The organism is Acinetobacter defluvii (assembly GCF_001704615.3).
GTDB lineage: Bacteria > Pseudomonadota > Gammaproteobacteria > Pseudomonadales > Moraxellaceae > Acinetobacter > Acinetobacter defluvii.
The window spans coordinates 115230-130909 of record NZ_CP029397.2 but is presented as its reverse complement, the minus strand read 5'-3'; the positions used below and the strand labels follow the sequence as shown (position 1 = coordinate 130909).

At 37.7% G+C, this 15680-nt stretch carries 12 protein-coding genes; 3 read left to right on the top strand and 9 right to left on the bottom strand.

Annotated elements, in window-relative coordinates; translation table 11 throughout:
• Nucleotides 1-59: 59 nt before the first annotated feature.
• From DJ533_RS03010 to gshB, 5 genes are all read right to left on the bottom strand, one after another.
• Nucleotides 60-914: a cell division protein FtsQ/DivIB gene (locus DJ533_RS03010; protein ID WP_065993095.1), complete on the bottom strand. Its 855-nt coding sequence runs from the start codon at nucleotides 912-914 to the stop codon at nucleotides 60-62.
• Between the two features lie 3 nt (nucleotides 915-917).
• The gene (locus DJ533_RS03005; RefSeq protein ID WP_065993093.1) at nucleotides 918-1844 is read right to left on the bottom strand and encodes a D-alanine--D-alanine ligase; all 927 of its coding nucleotides are present in this window, start codon (nucleotides 1842-1844) and stop codon (nucleotides 918-920) included.
• A 93-nt stretch (nucleotides 1845-1937) separates the two neighbouring features.
• On the bottom strand, nucleotides 1938-3386 hold the full coding sequence (murC, locus tag DJ533_RS03000; protein WP_065993091.1) for a UDP-N-acetylmuramate--L-alanine ligase: 1449 nt from the start codon (nucleotides 3384-3386) through the stop codon (nucleotides 1938-1940).
• 13 nt (nucleotides 3387-3399) lie between these two features.
• The gene (gene murG / locus DJ533_RS02995; RefSeq protein WP_065993089.1) at nucleotides 3400-4497 is read right to left on the bottom strand and encodes an undecaprenyldiphospho-muramoylpentapeptide beta-N-acetylglucosaminyltransferase; all 1098 of its coding nucleotides are present in this window, start codon (nucleotides 4495-4497) and stop codon (nucleotides 3400-3402) included.
• Between the two features lie 313 nt (nucleotides 4498-4810).
• The gene (gene gshB, locus DJ533_RS02990) at nucleotides 4811-5752 is read right to left on the bottom strand and encodes a glutathione synthase (protein WP_065993087.1); all 942 of its coding nucleotides are present in this window, start codon (nucleotides 5750-5752) and stop codon (nucleotides 4811-4813) included.
• A gap of 116 nt (nucleotides 5753-5868) precedes the next feature.
• Here gshB and DJ533_RS02985 point away from each other — a divergent pair, with 116 nt between their 5' ends.
• From DJ533_RS02985 to DJ533_RS02975, 3 genes are all read left to right on the top strand, one after another.
• Nucleotides 5869-6066: a DUF3565 domain-containing protein gene (locus DJ533_RS02985; protein ID WP_065993083.1), complete on the top strand. Its 198-nt coding sequence runs from the start codon at nucleotides 5869-5871 to the stop codon at nucleotides 6064-6066.
• A gap of 86 nt (nucleotides 6067-6152) precedes the next feature.
• Nucleotides 6153-8534, top strand: a complete 2382-nt coding sequence (locus tag DJ533_RS02980; protein WP_065993081.1) for an AAA family ATPase — start codon at nucleotides 6153-6155, stop codon at nucleotides 8532-8534.
• 111 nt (nucleotides 8535-8645) lie between these two features.
• Nucleotides 8646-9950 (top strand): IS4 family transposase, encoded by a 1305-nt coding sequence (locus DJ533_RS02975; protein ID WP_109849248.1) that lies wholly within the window; start codon nucleotides 8646-8648, stop codon nucleotides 9948-9950.
• A gap of 52 nt (nucleotides 9951-10002) precedes the next feature.
• On the opposite strand, the gene guaA is transcribed toward DJ533_RS02975, so the two are convergent.
• The 4 genes from guaA to cntA all read right to left on the bottom strand — a co-directional run bounded on the left by guaA (nucleotide 10003) and on the right by cntA (nucleotide 15651).
• Entirely contained in the window at nucleotides 10003-11571 is a 1569-nt protein-coding gene (gene guaA / locus DJ533_RS02970) for a glutamine-hydrolyzing GMP synthase (RefSeq protein WP_065995491.1), read from the bottom strand.
• A gap of 293 nt (nucleotides 11572-11864) precedes the next feature.
• Nucleotides 11865-12824, bottom strand: a complete 960-nt coding sequence (gene cntB / locus DJ533_RS02965) for a carnitine monooxygenase, reductase subunit CntB (protein WP_065995490.1) — start codon at nucleotides 12822-12824, stop codon at nucleotides 11865-11867.
• 153 nt (nucleotides 12825-12977) lie between these two features.
• Complete coding sequence (locus tag DJ533_RS02960; protein WP_065995489.1) at nucleotides 12978-14429, bottom strand: NAD-dependent succinate-semialdehyde dehydrogenase; 1452 nt, start codon at nucleotides 14427-14429, stop codon at nucleotides 12978-12980.
• A 79-nt stretch (nucleotides 14430-14508) separates the two neighbouring features.
• The gene (gene cntA, locus DJ533_RS02955) at nucleotides 14509-15651 is read right to left on the bottom strand and encodes a carnitine monooxygenase subunit alpha (RefSeq protein ID WP_065995488.1); all 1143 of its coding nucleotides are present in this window, start codon (nucleotides 15649-15651) and stop codon (nucleotides 14509-14511) included.
• Nucleotides 15652-15680: the final 29 nt, after the last annotated feature.

Sequence of the window (15680 nt, the reverse complement as noted above, 5' to 3'; positions counted from 1 at the left end):
ACTTCACTACCATTATCTTCATTGTTTATCTTTGGCTTAGCGCCTTATAAAGCCATCTATTATGGCTGTACTACCCTTGTATCTGCAACGCTTAGGTCATTGTTGGTTACAACAAAGCCACCATTTAAAATTTGTGGTGCTTTAGAACCTTTCCATTGAATCGCAAGACCATTTCGATAACGCAAATCAATCGCTGAAATATTTGACCAAACAGGTTTTAAGTCTGTTTGTGCCAAATGACTTAGGCGCTGTAATTTACTCATGGTTTGATCTTGATCGACAATAATACGTAAACCTGAATCAAACTGCATAAACCATGTCATTCGTTCTGTTAAATAAAGTTCTTTTAACCGAAGATTGGCAGGATGAAAAAGTTGATTAATTTCATTATAACGACGCATCATCACTTTAGATTGGCTTAATGGACCATGTAAAAGCGGTAAGTTGTTATGATTTTGTATTTGTGCCTCACTATATACATCACCATTATCACTGAGTAAACGTCCTGTCCCCCAACGAGCAATCGCATGACGTGGCATCACTCGAACACGAATACCATTTGGCCATGCACGTGAGACAACAACCCGATCCACCCATGATACCTCTAAAGCCCGATCTCGAATTTGCTCTAGATCAGAGGTGAAGTAATTATCCTTCACCACAGGCGATAAATGCTGTGACAAAACTTGATTTTCTAGTGCTGAGTTTGTTCCTACCACTTGTAAAGTCGCTACTTTGGCATCTGTTATCACTTTATATAAGCCAAAAAAACCCACCATCAACACTAAAAAAGCGACCAGCATTAATAGCCACCCACCCGCATTAATTAACTTATCTTTACGCGTTGGTGGCTTGTCATGTATTGATGTAATCGCCGCACGTTTACGGCGCATGGAAGCAGGTAGTTGAGCCATAAATTAGTGTGTATCACCCAAAGTTTGTTCCAAAATTGCCACGCAGAGTTGATCAAAACTATAACCTACTGCTTGCGCTGCTTTTGGGACTAATGAATGACTGGTCATACCAGGTACAGTATTGACTTCAAGTAACCAGAAATTGCCTTGCTCATCTAACATGGCATCAATGCGCCCCCAACCACTTGCACCTACAGCTTGAAAAGCACGTAAACAAAGCTCTTGTAGTTGTTTTTCTTCAGTTTCACTCAAACCACATGGAATACCGTATTCCACATCGTTGCGATTGTATTTTGCTTCATAGTCATAGAAAGCAACATCCGCAGGCGGTTGTAGACGAATGACAGGTAAAGCCTGCCCATTTAAGAAAGCAATGGTGTATTCTCGTCCTGTAATCCACTTTTCAGCCATCACCACTGCATCATGAATTGTGGCTTTTTCAATGGCTGTAGCTAGATCTTCTGCTTTTTCAACCTTACTCATCCCTACACTTGAACCTTCATGTACAGGTTTGATAATTAAAGGTAAACCTAGGCTTTCAACGATTGCTTTTAAGTCTGAATCTTTATTGATAATGCGATATGGTGCAGTCGGCAACGCTGAACCTTGCCAAATTTGTTTGGTTTTAACTTTGTCCATGCCAATCGCAGAACCTTGAACGCCAGTCCCCGTATATGGAATATTTAACCATTCCAAAACACCTTGAATCTGACCATCTTCACCACCACGACCATGCAACACAATAAAAGCACGATCATAATTTACCAGTTCCGTCACACTACGTTCTTGGGGGTCAAAGCCTTCAGCATTCACTCCTGAGCGTAATAATGCTTCTAATACAGCTTTACCACTATCTAATGACACCTCACGCTCAGCAGATTTACCACCAAGCAACACCGCTACTTTGCCGAATTTAGAAGCATTTGACACGTTTAAATCCTTAAACTTATATGTTAGTCAATTTAAATTAAAATACTGGGTTTCACTGCTTTTATGTCCAACAATCAAACCCAACATTGTAAGTTATTTTAAATAAAGTTGGTTTTGAGCCAATTCTACCGAAATTGCACCCACGTTACCCGCACCTTGTGTTAATAACAAGTCATTTGCTTGTAACACTTTTTGTATAACATTTTGCAAATTTCCTTCGACAGGATCAATCAAGATCGGCTCAACCTCACCACGTAAGCGAATACTACGTGCCAATGCGCGACTATCTGCGCCTACAATTGGTTTTTCACCTGCTGCATATACTTCTAATAAAAGCAATTGATCCACTTGAGATAACACATCGACAAAGTCATCAAAACAGTCACGAGTACGACTAAAACGATGCGGCTGGAACATCATCACCAAACGACGATCAGGATGGCTGGCACGAGCAGCTTTAATCGTTGCTTCGACTTCTTTTGGATGATGACCATAATCATCTACCAATTTTACATTGCCTTCACCTAACGCATATTCACCTTGAACTTGGAAACGGCGACCAACACCACTAAAGCTCTCTAAAGCACGTGCAATCGCAGCATCCGAAACGCCTTCATCAGTTGCAATACCGATTGCAGCGAGTGCATTTAAGATATTGTGCAAACCTGGTAAGTTAATCGTTAAACGCAAAGGCTCACGATCTTTACGCAACACAGTAAAATGTGACTGCATGCCTGTTTGCTCAATGTCTACCGCACGAATATCATTATCTTCATTAAAACCATAGGTTAAAACAGGACGACCAATACGTGGCATGATTTCACGAATATCTTCATCATCACCACAGACTACAGCCAAACCATAAAATGGTAGTTTTTGTAAAAATTTTACGAAAGTATCTTTTAAGTTATCAAAACTACCGCCATAAGTGTCCATATGGTCTGCATCAATATTGGTCACAATCGCAGCCATTGGCTCTAAGTAAAGGAATGATGCATCAGACTCATCCGCTTCTGCCACGATGTAACGACTTGCACCCAGTGCAGCATTTACACCTGTACGATTCAACAAACCACCGATCACATAGGTCGGATCCATGTTTTCTTCAGCCAGCATACAAGTAACAAGGCTTGTGGTTGTAGTTTTACCATGTGTCCCTGCAACTGCAATACCATGACGATAACGCATGAGTTCACCGAGCATTTCCGCACGGCGAACGACAGGAATGCGGTTTTCAATTGCAGCTTTGATCTCTAAATTTTCATGGTCGATTGCAGTTGAAACCACCAATACGTTTGCATCTTGAATATTTTCAGCAGCATGTCCGATATAAACTTTAATGCCATTTTCTTCGAGCTGCGCAGTGATTTTTGAGACTTTAATGTCTGAACCAGAAACTTTATAGCCTTGGTTTTTCAACACTTCTGCGATACCGCACATTCCCGCACCACCGATTCCCACAAAGTGGATATGTTTAATACGGCGCATTTCAGGAACTTTAATCAGGTTTTTTGCTTTATCAGCAGGGCTTGTTGCAGACATAATCAACTCTAACTTACAAATCTTGAATTAAACCAACCACACGTTGTGTTGCATCTGGTTGTGCTTGTTGACGGGCTTTTACTGCCATTTCCATTAATATTTGACGATTCATCAATGGCGTGAGTAAGTCCTTTAAAGACTCAGGTGTCATATTGGCTTGTGGGCAAATTTTTGCAGCACCTGTTTTTTCTAAAAATCGGGCATTGGCAGTTTGATGATCATCCACAGCGCTTGGTAATGGCACAAATACGGCTGCTACACCTGCTGTTGCCACCTCAGTCACAGTCAATGCACCTGCACGGCAAATGATTAAATCGGCATTGCTATACGCTTGTGCCATATCCTCAATAAAAGGGCGTACTTCCACCTGCAAATTGTCTGGTGAGTTGGCATAAAACTGTTGCGTATGTTCTTGTTTATTTTGACCACATTGATGGAACACTTTTAATGGAACACGCAACTGTTTCAATGCTTGTGGTACACATTCATTTAATGCTTGCGCACCGAGTGAACCACCGACAATTAAAATATGTAAAGGTTCATTTGAATTTTCACGTTCTTTATAGCGGTAAGATGGATTATAAATGGCAGTAATCTCTGCACGTACAGGATTGCCTGTCGTCACCACTTTTTCACTGGCAGGAAAGGTATCTGGAAACGCCTGGCAAACTTTTTTGGCTACACGTGATAACTGTGTATTAGTAAAGCCTGCCACAGCATTTTGTTCATGAATAATGACAGGAATACCCAATACACGAGCAGCTAAACCACCTGGACCTGCAACATAGCCACCAAAGCCTGCAACTGCATCAACTTTAAGTTGTTTCATATAGCGCATTGCGCTTAAAGTCGCCTTTAAGATCTTGAAAGGTGCAATTAATTTGCGTACCACACCATTCCCACGTACACCTTGAATATCAATTTGATACAAAGGAATATCATGTTGTTGTAATAAACGGTTTTCCATCCCGGTTGGAGTCGCTAACCAAGACACTTGGCAACCTTGTTGTTGCAATTCTTTTGCGACTGCCAATGCTGGAAATACGTGCCCACCTGTACCTGCCGCCATCATCATGACGTGTTTAGGAGCACTTTGTTGAGGTCTAGTCACAATCTAATTCTTCAATACCGAAAATAAAAATAAACGAGTCTTAAGCAGACAATTGTAATCACAAACAATGAGAGGGAAAAGTTTATTTACTTTTTTTCACCTTGCACTTCATTGTTTTTTTCTACCGATTTGAAAGTTTAAACTAGTTTTGTTATTAATCTATCAGAAAATGCTGATTTTTGTACGATTTATATATTTAAAGACAACAATCCTGTATTTAAATAGAAACCCAAAATCTTTTTAAATATATTTTATTTTTCAAATAAAAAACACCAACAATACTGTTGGTGTTTTAGACAAGATTAGATTAAAACTATTCGCGACCCGCTTCTAGCACAGCAAATAAATCATCCGCGATAGATGTACCAAATTGTGTATCAATCTCACGAATGCAGGTTGGACTGGTCACATTAATTTCAGTGACGTAATTTCCGATCACATCTAACCCCACAAAAACTAATCCTTTTTCTTTTAAAAATGGTCCAACTTTGGCTGCAATCACCTTGTCATTTTCAGTGAGTGGACGGGCTTCACCTAAACCACCCGCCGCCAAGTTACCACGTACTTCACCATTTTGCGGAATACGTGCCAAGCAGTAAGGCACGGGTTCACCATTGACCATCAAGATACGTTTATCCCCATCAATAATTTCAGGAATATAACGTTGTGCCATAATTGGTTGTTGTCCCATTTCAGTGAGCATTTCTAAAGTTGAACCAATATTTGCACCCTCTGCGGTTAAGCGGAAAATACCCGTTCCGCCCATGCCATCCAAAGGTTTTACGATCACATCGCCATGTTCTTGTAAAAACTCACGAATTAAGCTTTGTTGTGATGTGACCAAAGTCGGCACTTGTAGCTCAGGAAATTGCGTTGCAAAAAGCTTTTCATTACAGTCACGTAAACTTTGAGGTTTGTTAATGATCCACGCACCTTCACGTTCTGCTTGTTCTAGAATATACGTGCTATAAACGAAGTTCATGTCAAACGGTGGATCTTTACGCATCAACACCACATCGTATGCTGCGATGGATTCTTTTTGTTTTTCACCCAACTCATAGTAATGATCATAGTCTTCAAATACTTTTAAAGGTGAGATTAAACCAAATGCTTTGCCTTGATCGATATATAAATCTTGTTGTAGGGCATAACCTAATTCATGCCCACGTCGTGATGCTGCCCATAACATGGCCATGGTTGAATCTTTTTTGAGATTTACATTTTCAATCGGGTCCATCACTACAAGTACACGCATATTGATGCTCTTTTTCAATTTTCAAATTGGTTTTAGTATAGCGGAGATTTTTCTTGCATTTCCCTGATTTTTAGTAAACCTTAGATGATATTGTGCTGAATGTTTTGGAGAATAGGATGCAACAAGCAATTGTTGGTTTTTATTTGGATGTTGAAGATCATTGGGTGGCTGATCTTGCATCCGGTCATACGCAACATGTTCGGCATACGCCACCTTGGCAAAATCGCCCGTGGGTCATGACTGAAGAAGGGCGAAAAGAAAAAATTGGGATGATGTTGGAATGTAAAGAGTGTGACCAGATAAATAAAAATTAAATTTAGAATTCTCTATAATGTATACACTCCAATATAAGATATTGAAAAATTTTGATTTTTAATGATATAGTTTAATGAGGGGAATGATGATCAAAATTAATAAAATTAAAGAAATTGGAAACTTTTCAATTTTTAAAGACTTTTATTGGCATCAGAGTCTTGAACTTGGAAATAATAAGACTTACGACTTTAAAGATATTAATATTTTTTATGGTCGGAATTACTCTGGTAAAACTAGTCTTTCTAAAATCATTCGATCATTACAAAAACAAGATACTCCACCTAGATATGATAACCCTAGCTTTAAAATTGAACTTTCAGATGGTTCTATTATTTCACAAAATAATTTAACGGCATTCACTCATCCAGTTCATGTTTACAATTCAGATTTTGTTAAAGAAAACCTAAAGTTCATCCATGATGAAAATGCAAATATCGAATCTTTCTCAGTCACGTTAGGCGGTGAAAATCAACAAATTTTGGATCGCATTCAAGAATTAAAAAGTGAGTTGGGTTCAAATGAAGATAACATCAAATCAGGACTTTATCTAAATATTCATAATAAAAATAATGAAATAAAGAATGCTACAGAAAATCACAGCACTAAAAACCGTGATTTAGAAAAGTTACTCACTGATAGAGCAACACGTAATTCAGATTCAATTAAAAATCAGCATTCTTTATTTGGTGATATTAATTATAATGTAACGAAACTCAAAAATGAGATAACTGAAGTTCTAAGTTCTAGTTTTCAAATATTGACCGAGGAACAAATAAGCATAAAAAAAACTCTAATAAGCCAAAATGAATTACCCAAACCTCCTGAACTTTCGACTTACACTCTAAATTTTTCGCAACTTATAGAAATAACAAATGAAATTCTAAAAACTGTTGTCGGTGGTTCAAATAAGATTGAAGAATTACAAAATAATCCTTCGCTAAACTCGTGGGTACAAACAGGTCATTCATTACATAAAAATCGTACTCATTGCGCATTTTGTGTAAATGAAATTTCTGCTATAAGACACCAAGAACTAGCTCAGCATTTTGACCACGAAACTCAAAATCTTCAAAGCCGCATATCAAAAGGTATTGGACATTTAACAAGCTTACTAGATGGAGAAAACTTCAAAATCAATTTTGATATCAATCAATACTACACACAATATCATGCTGAACTTTCGCAACTAAAAATAGATCTACAATCTACTTTAGACCAACAAAAAAAATCTGTTGAAGAAATTATAAGAATATTGGAACAAAAAAATGGAAAGCTGTTTACTGAATTAGAAGCTACATATCCTCAAGATCATTCAGTTGAAATCAAAACAATTCTAGGAAAAATTTCAAAAATTCGGTCTGAATGCATTCAACAAAACACTCAACTAGCAACCCAACAAAAAGAGGCAAAAAATGCCTTACGCCTAAACCACGTTTATCATTTCTTACAAGATATTAATTACGCTCAATTAAAAATAGATCTAGACCTAGCTTTTCAAGAGATTGATCCTCTAGAACAAGCCTTAGGCATTCTAAACACAAGAAAAACTGCAATTGAAGGTGAAATTAAAAGTGAAGAAGATAAGTTAAAATCTGAGGGCGAAGCATGTACTCGTATAAATAATATTCTTAATCATGACTTTGGACATCAAGCATTAAGTTTACAAGCCATTGAAAACGCTCATGCTCAAAATATTCATTTTGAAATTCAACGTAATGGAGCTAAAGCTCACAATTTAAGTGAAGGAGAGCAAAGTCTTATTTCTTTTTGCTATTTCTTAGCAAAAATTCAAGATGATTTAGATCAAGATAAAAATCCTATCATTTGGATTGATGATCCAATTTGCAGTTTAGATAGTAATCATATTTTCTTCATTTATAGCTTAATTAATGAAAAAATTTGTCTTTATGGTAGGTTTTCACAATTATTTATTAGCACCCATAATTTAGATTTCTTGAAATATCTAAAAAGGCTAAATAAAAAAGTTCAACGAAATGAAAAAAATATAGACTTGCAAGTTGCTAAATATCACATTTCTAGATCAGCAACTAACTCTCAGATAAAACAAATGCCTAAATACCTAAGTGAATATGCAACGGAATTTAATTACTTATTTAAACAAATTCATATTTGTGCCAGCACTGACATATTAAGCGATGAGAATCATACTGTGTTTTATAATTTCAGTAATAACGCTAGAAAATTTATAGAAATCTACTCTTTCTTTAAATTCCCTAATTACTTTAAATATGATGATGACCGATTAAAAAATTTTTGGAATGACGAAATTTATAGGTTGTTTATTGGAAGAATAAATAACGAATATTCACATTGTGCAGGCGTTTTAGAACGAGGAATGTCACTCATGGATGTTCCTGAAATGCATCGAGTTGCTAAAGCAATTATTCTAAAAGTAAAGGAAGATACCCAACAGTATGATGCTTTATTGGAAAGCATATCAACTTAAAATACAACATACCATTAAGCATAAAAGGACGCCTAGGCGTAATGCCAGTCAGTTAAGCAAAAAAAGTTAAAATGCTGTAAAAAGAGTGTATGTAAATACGCTCTTTTTTTTATGAAATTATCTCAGAATTTAGATATAACATTACAACAAACCTTGCCTTCACTTTCTCAATTTAGTGAGTTAATTGATTTAAACTGGATTGAAGATTGCTTAAATCAAACAGGTAAAGCATCCATTCGAAAAAGAAAACTTCCTGCTGAACATGTTGTTTGGTTAGTCATTGGACTTGCTCTATTTCGAAACCAACCAATTTGGTATGTAGTTCAGCAATTACAACTTGTTTTCGGTACAACAGAATACTGTGTACCTAGTGCATCGGTACAGGCAAGACAGCGCTTAGGTTTAGAACCTATGAGTGCTTTATTTTCAACATTAAGTCAGGCATGGCTTAAAGACTCACAACAACAATATAATAACTTTCATGGTCTGTGCGTTTGTGCTGTAGACGGCGTGGTTTGGTCTATGCCTCATACCGAAGAAAACTTTAAGCACTTTGGCTCTTCTAAAGGGAAAACAGCAGTTGTTCCTTATCCACAAGTTAGAGCAACTTGTCTTGTGAATACCAATACACATGAAATGATCGATGCCCAAATTGGCAGTATGGATCAAGGTGAATTAACCTTAGCTAGTCAATTAAAAGCACCTGCTCATAGTATTACCTTATTTGATCGTGCTTACTTCTCTGCTGATTTTTTAGTGAGTTGGCAATCTCAGGCAGAAGAAAGTCATTGGTTGATGCGTGCAAAAGATAACCTTCGTTATGAAGTTATTCACAATAATGCCGCCCATGACTTTCAGATAAAAATGCCTGTTTCACCAAGAGCAAAAAAGATCAATCCAGCATTAGGTGATTATTGGGAAGCCCGTTTGCTTGAAGTTGAATATGCAGGAAAAACGAGGCGTTACATTACATCATTGACAGATTCTAAAGCGTATCCATTCAAAGACCTTGCGATGCTTTATATGCAGCGTTGGGAAATAGAAATGTGTTATCGAGAAATTAAAAGTGATTTACAGGATTCAAAGGTTTTAAGAAGTAAGCAACCTGATTTGGTGTATCAAGAATTGTGGGGTGTATTTATAGCTTATAATATTTTGAGACGACAGATGAAATTTATCGCCCAACATGCAAATGTCAGTCCTTTAAGGATCAGTTTCCATATTGCATCCATAGGTATTATCAATATCTTAAGACATACGCCTTTAGAGTCAGCAGGAAACTTACCTAAACATTTAGCACAATTATTTGAACAATCAAAAATATTTGTATTACCTGAAAAAAGGCAGAGAGAATGTTCACGAGTCGTGAAAATTAAAGCACAAAAATATCCAAGAAAATGCCAGTCAATTTCTTAACTGACTGGCATTACGCCTAGGCGTCCTTTTTTAGATAATTTCCGTAAGGAAATTACTCCCACTCAATCGTCGCTGGTGGTTTAGAAGAAACGTCATACACCACACGAGAAACGTCTTTGATCTCATTCATGATACGTGTTGAGATTTTATCAACCAACTCATAAGGAAGATGTGCAAAACGTGCAGTCATAAAGTCAACAGTTTCAACCGCACGAAGCGCAATCACCCACGCATAACGACGACCATCACCAACCACACCCACAGATTTCACTGGTTGGAATACAGCAAACGCTTGCGCAGTTTTATCATACCAACCGCTTGCACGAAGCTCTTGCATAAAGATGTCATCAGCTAAACGTAAAATGTCAGCATATTCTTTTTTCACTTCACCCAGAATACGCACACCCAAACCAGGACCAGGGAATGGATGACGATAAAGCATTTCATGTGGTAAACCTAAAGTCGTCCCTAAACGGCGTACTTCATCTTTAAACAAATCACGAATTGGCTCAACCAATTCAAAAGCTAAATCTTCAGGTAAACCACCCACGTTATGGTGTGATTTGATTACATGCGCTTTACCATTTTTTGTTGCAGCAGATTCGATCACGTCAGGGTAAATTGTACCTTGAGCCAAGAAATTTACCCCATCAAGCTTACGTGCTTCTTCAGCAAAGACTTCGATGAACTCACGCCCAATGATTTTACGCTTTTTCTCAGGATCAACTTCACCCGCAAGTGCAGACAAGAAACGATCTTCAGCATCAGCACGAATCACACGAATACCCATGTTTTTCGCAAACATGTCCATCACTTGCTGACCTTCATTTAAACGAAGTAAGCCGTTGTCTACAAATACACAAGTCAATTGATCACCAATGGCTTTATGTAAAAGTGCAGCAACCACAGATGAATCTACACCGCCTGAAAGACCTAAAAGTACTTTCTGATCACCAATTTGCGCACGAAGTTGTTCAACACGTAAGTCGATAATATTTTCAGAGTTCCATAAATTACGGCAACCACAAATACCATGTACAAAGTTCGACAATAACTCAGCACCTTTAGCAGTGTGTGTCACTTCTGGATGGAATTGCACACCATAGAAACGACGTGCTTCATCAGATACTGCCGCAAATGGACAGCTTGGTGTACTTGCCGTCACCTTAAAACCTGCTGGGATCGCAGAAACTTTGTCGCCGTGACTCATCCAAACATTCAGTTTGTCATCGCCATCATTTAAGTCACCAAGCAATGGATCACGAACCAATACATCGACAGCCGCATAACCAAACTCATGCACTGTACCTGGCTCAACTTTACCGCCAAGTTGTTCTGACATGGTTTGCAGTCCATAGCAAATACCCAATACAGGAACACCCAATGTAAATACGCATTCTGGTGCACGTGGGCTGCCTTCTTCATGCACACTTTCAGGGCCGCCAGACAAGATAATTCCGTTAGGATTAAATGCACGAATGTCTTCCTCAGACATATCAAAAGCATACATTTCAGAATATACACCAGCTTCACGAACACGGCGTGCAATCAACTGGCTATATTGAGAACCGAAATCCAAGATGAGGATACGATCTTCAGTAATTTGGGTATTGGTCGTCATGGGTCTACAACTATGCTGGCAAACGAAATTAAGCGCCATATTCTAGCATTTTTAAAAGCTAGACGCATACCATTGCAGAAAATTTGCATAACTTTTAACAAGGATGCTTATTCTCATCAAAGAATATTGATGTAGTAGTTCTAATAATATAACTGTGTCTTTATATTTATACTTCTAATTAAGTCAATAAGTATTAACCTATTTTCTTTCATAAACTTATACATTTTTTGGATGACAAAAAATTTTAAAATACAAAAAGTCAGCAAAATGCTGACTTTTCAACATCAAATGACTTATAAATCCAAAGTAATTTCTTTACCTTTAGCACGTGATACACAGATCATCATACTTTGTTGCGAGGCTTTTTCATCATCATCTAAATATTGGTCAAAATGTTCTGCTTCACCTTGTAAAATTGCCGTTTCACAAGTACCACATACACCTTCACGGCATAAACATTCAACATCAATATTTAAAGACTCAATAGCTTGCAAAATCGTTTGATCCGCCATCACTTCAATACGTTGATTCGATTTAGCGAGAACCACAGTAAATGATTCAGCATTTTCAGGTGCACTTACTGCAAACTGTTCCCAATGAATATATTCATCACGATAACGATGTTGATTGCAAGTATTAATCACTGCATCAATCATCGGTTTTGGTCCACAAACATACACATGTGTACCTTTATCTTGCTGACCAATTAAAGCATTTAAGTCTAAATGCGAACCTTCACTGTCAATATAACTATACACATGTTCTGCATGAATACTTTGTTTTAAATCATCCAATAAAGCTGCATGCTCAGGTGAACGGAATGCATAATGCAACTCATAATTTGCACCACGTTCAGCCAATTCATCCATTTGCGGTAAGAATGGAGTAATTCCGATACCACCTGCAATCAGAATATGTTTTTCACCTGTTTGTGCCAATTCAAAAAGATTTTTCGGTGAAGAAATCTCAAGTTTAAAATCTTGCACACAGTGATCATGCATAAATACCGAGCCACCTTTTCCGCCCACGTCTTTACGGACACACACTTGATAGGTCGATAAATCATTAACATTACTCATTAATGAATAAGCATTGGAGAGTTTGTCATTCATTTTAATAATGATATGACTTCCGCCCGTAAATGCTGGAAAATTTTCACCATCTTGGCGCTTAAAAGTAAAACGTTTGATCAATGGCGTAAGTTGTTCAACTGCTGTAACAACAGAGGGAAACATTTGATAACTGTCAGTCATCTGTAAATCCTGATTTTTAGCATAAGACACTGTATGCACAGTCTTTAATTTTGAAAAACATATTTTCTAAAAGCTTGAATGACTCTAGTTAAATGTTATTCAAGCTTTAGAAAATTAAGCGCAATAAGATGATTATTTAAAAGAAATAAGAAATTAAACCGCTAAACATAAATATTTAATGGTCATAAATTCTTCCAAACCATATTTAGAACCTTCACGCCCTAGACCTGATTGTTTCACGCCACCGAATGGCACAACTTCATTGGAAATTACCGTTGAATTCATGCCAACCATGCCATATTCAAGTTGCTCTGAAACTTTGAAAATACGAGAAATATTTTCGGTATAGATATAAGCTGCTAAGCCGTAAATTGTGGCATTGGCTTGTTCAATCACTTCTTCATCAGTTTCAAAACTGATCAATGGTGCAACAGGTCCAAAAATTTCTTCAGACACAATCTCCATGCTTTGATCCACATGGGTCAAAATCGTTGGCTCAAAAAAGCTATGACCTAATGTATGACGCTGACCACCACAGGCAATTTTTGCACCTTTGCTGCATGCTTCATCAATCAATTTTTCAGCTTTAAGTACAGCTTTTTCATTGATTAATGGCCCAATTTGCACACCTTCATTCAAACCATTGCCAATTTTTAAAGCCTGTACCGCTGCGACAAATTTTTCAGTAAATGCAGCATAGATATTTTTATGTACATAAATACGGTTAGCACATACACAGGTTTGTCCTGCATTACGGTATTTTGCTAACATTGCACCTTGAACCGCTTTGTCTAAATCAGCATCTTCAAATACAATCAGTGGTGCATTACCACCTAGTTCTAGCGCAAGTTTTTTAATAGTTGGCGCACATTGTTGCATGAGCAAACGCCCCACAGGTGTTGAACCTGTAAAGGTCAATTTTTTCACTTTTTCATGTGTGGTAAAAATAGAACCAATCGCCTCAGATTTACCAGTTACAACGTTAATTACGCCCGCAGGAATACCTGCTTTTTCTGCCAATTTTGCAATGGCTAATGCGCAATACGGCGTTTCATTGGCAGGTTTAATCACAATCGTACAACCTGCTGCAAGTGCTGGTGCAGCTTTACGTGTAATCATTGCCAATGGAAAATTCCACGGCGTAATTGCAGCAACAACACCTACAGGTTCTTTGGTCACTAAAAAGCGCTGACCAGCATTGGTAGTTGGAATCACATCACCATAAACACGCTTGCCTTCTTCGGCAAACCATTGAATAAATGAGGCTGCATATTTCACTTCACCTAAAGCTTCCGCCAATGGTTTACCTTGTTCAATGGTCATGATTTGAGCAAGTTCATTGGCATGTTCTAGAGTGAGCTTGTGCCATTCCAATAATAAATCGGCACGTGCTTGAGCAGTTAATGCTTTCCAAAACTGTAAAGCGTCATAAGCACATTCAACCGCTTTTTGTGCTTCGGCTTGTCCCATATTTGGAATTGAACCGATTTCTTCATCTGTAGCAGGGTTGGTGACAATCACATGGTCTTGATCATCGGCATTAACCCACTGTCCTGCAATAAATGCAGATTGTTGGAATAAAGCGTTTTCTTGTAATGCTGACATTGTTTGATCCTACAGTTAGCGTCTTGGGTTGAGAAATAAGAATGGGCTTATTCCCAACCCAAAAGTGTTGTTCATCAAATTATTGATGATGTTTGGCTACAAGACTTTGGAAATAAGCAATCCCATGCTCACTGATACCTGAACGTTGTTTATCGGTCATGATCCGACCTTGACCACGATAACCACGTGATTTCAAACCACGTTGTACGCTTTCAACAAGATTTAAATCCTCTGGACGGAAGACATGTTTGTACCATTCGATCAAATCTTTTTGATCTTGGGTCAATTCTTCATTTAAGAAATAAATATCGTAGTGCTGTAATGTGGTTTCTTCATCCACTGGGAATTCATAAATTGCAGTCATGAAATCGCCACCTGGTGGTACGTTGAACATGGTGCTTGGCCAAGTCCAGAAACCACTGAAAGATGGATCAACAATAGATGGATCTAATTTGAATGATTTTTCAGAAGAACGTGCATACCCAAACTGTAAAGTCCAATTTTCATGAATGGTGTGCCAGTATTTATCTACTTGTACTGAATCAGAGAAACCAGGATGCGCAGGGCCACAGTGGTAGCATTCCATATAGTTATCTACGATCAGCTTCCAATTGGCTGCGGTGTCTGTGACAAAACGTGCTGCAAGTTTAAGGTCTTTTACGACTTTACATGCTTCATCTAACTTTTCAGCGAAACCTGGCAATTGATCAGCAACACATGTTGCTTCAGGGTCCATATTGATGAAGATAAAACCTGCATGTTCTTCAACTTTTAAAGACACAAGGTTTGAACCTTCTTTGTCAAAGTTGGCAACATTTTCACAGTTACGTGCCAATGCCAATGAACCATCCAATTTAAATGTCCAAGCATGGTATGGGCATGTAATCACATTTTTAGATTTGCCTGCACCTGTCAATAACTCATGTCCACGATGTGGACAAACGTTATAGAACGCACGTAATACACTGTCTTTACCACGAATCACAATGATATTTTCACCGATAATTTTACGTGTGAAATATTGGTTCGATGTTGCAACTTCGCTACCATGTCCTACACAAATCCAGCTTTTTGCATAGATTCTCTCTTTTTCTACTTCAAATACTTGCTTAGATGTGTAATACGATTTTGGAACTGTCCAAGCATTATCTGCATCCTGACAAAAATCTTCAGGTAATGTTTCCACTGCTTCTACAGTAGGAATTTTATTAAGTGAATTCATCGCATTCTCCTCACTAAAAATTGAATTTT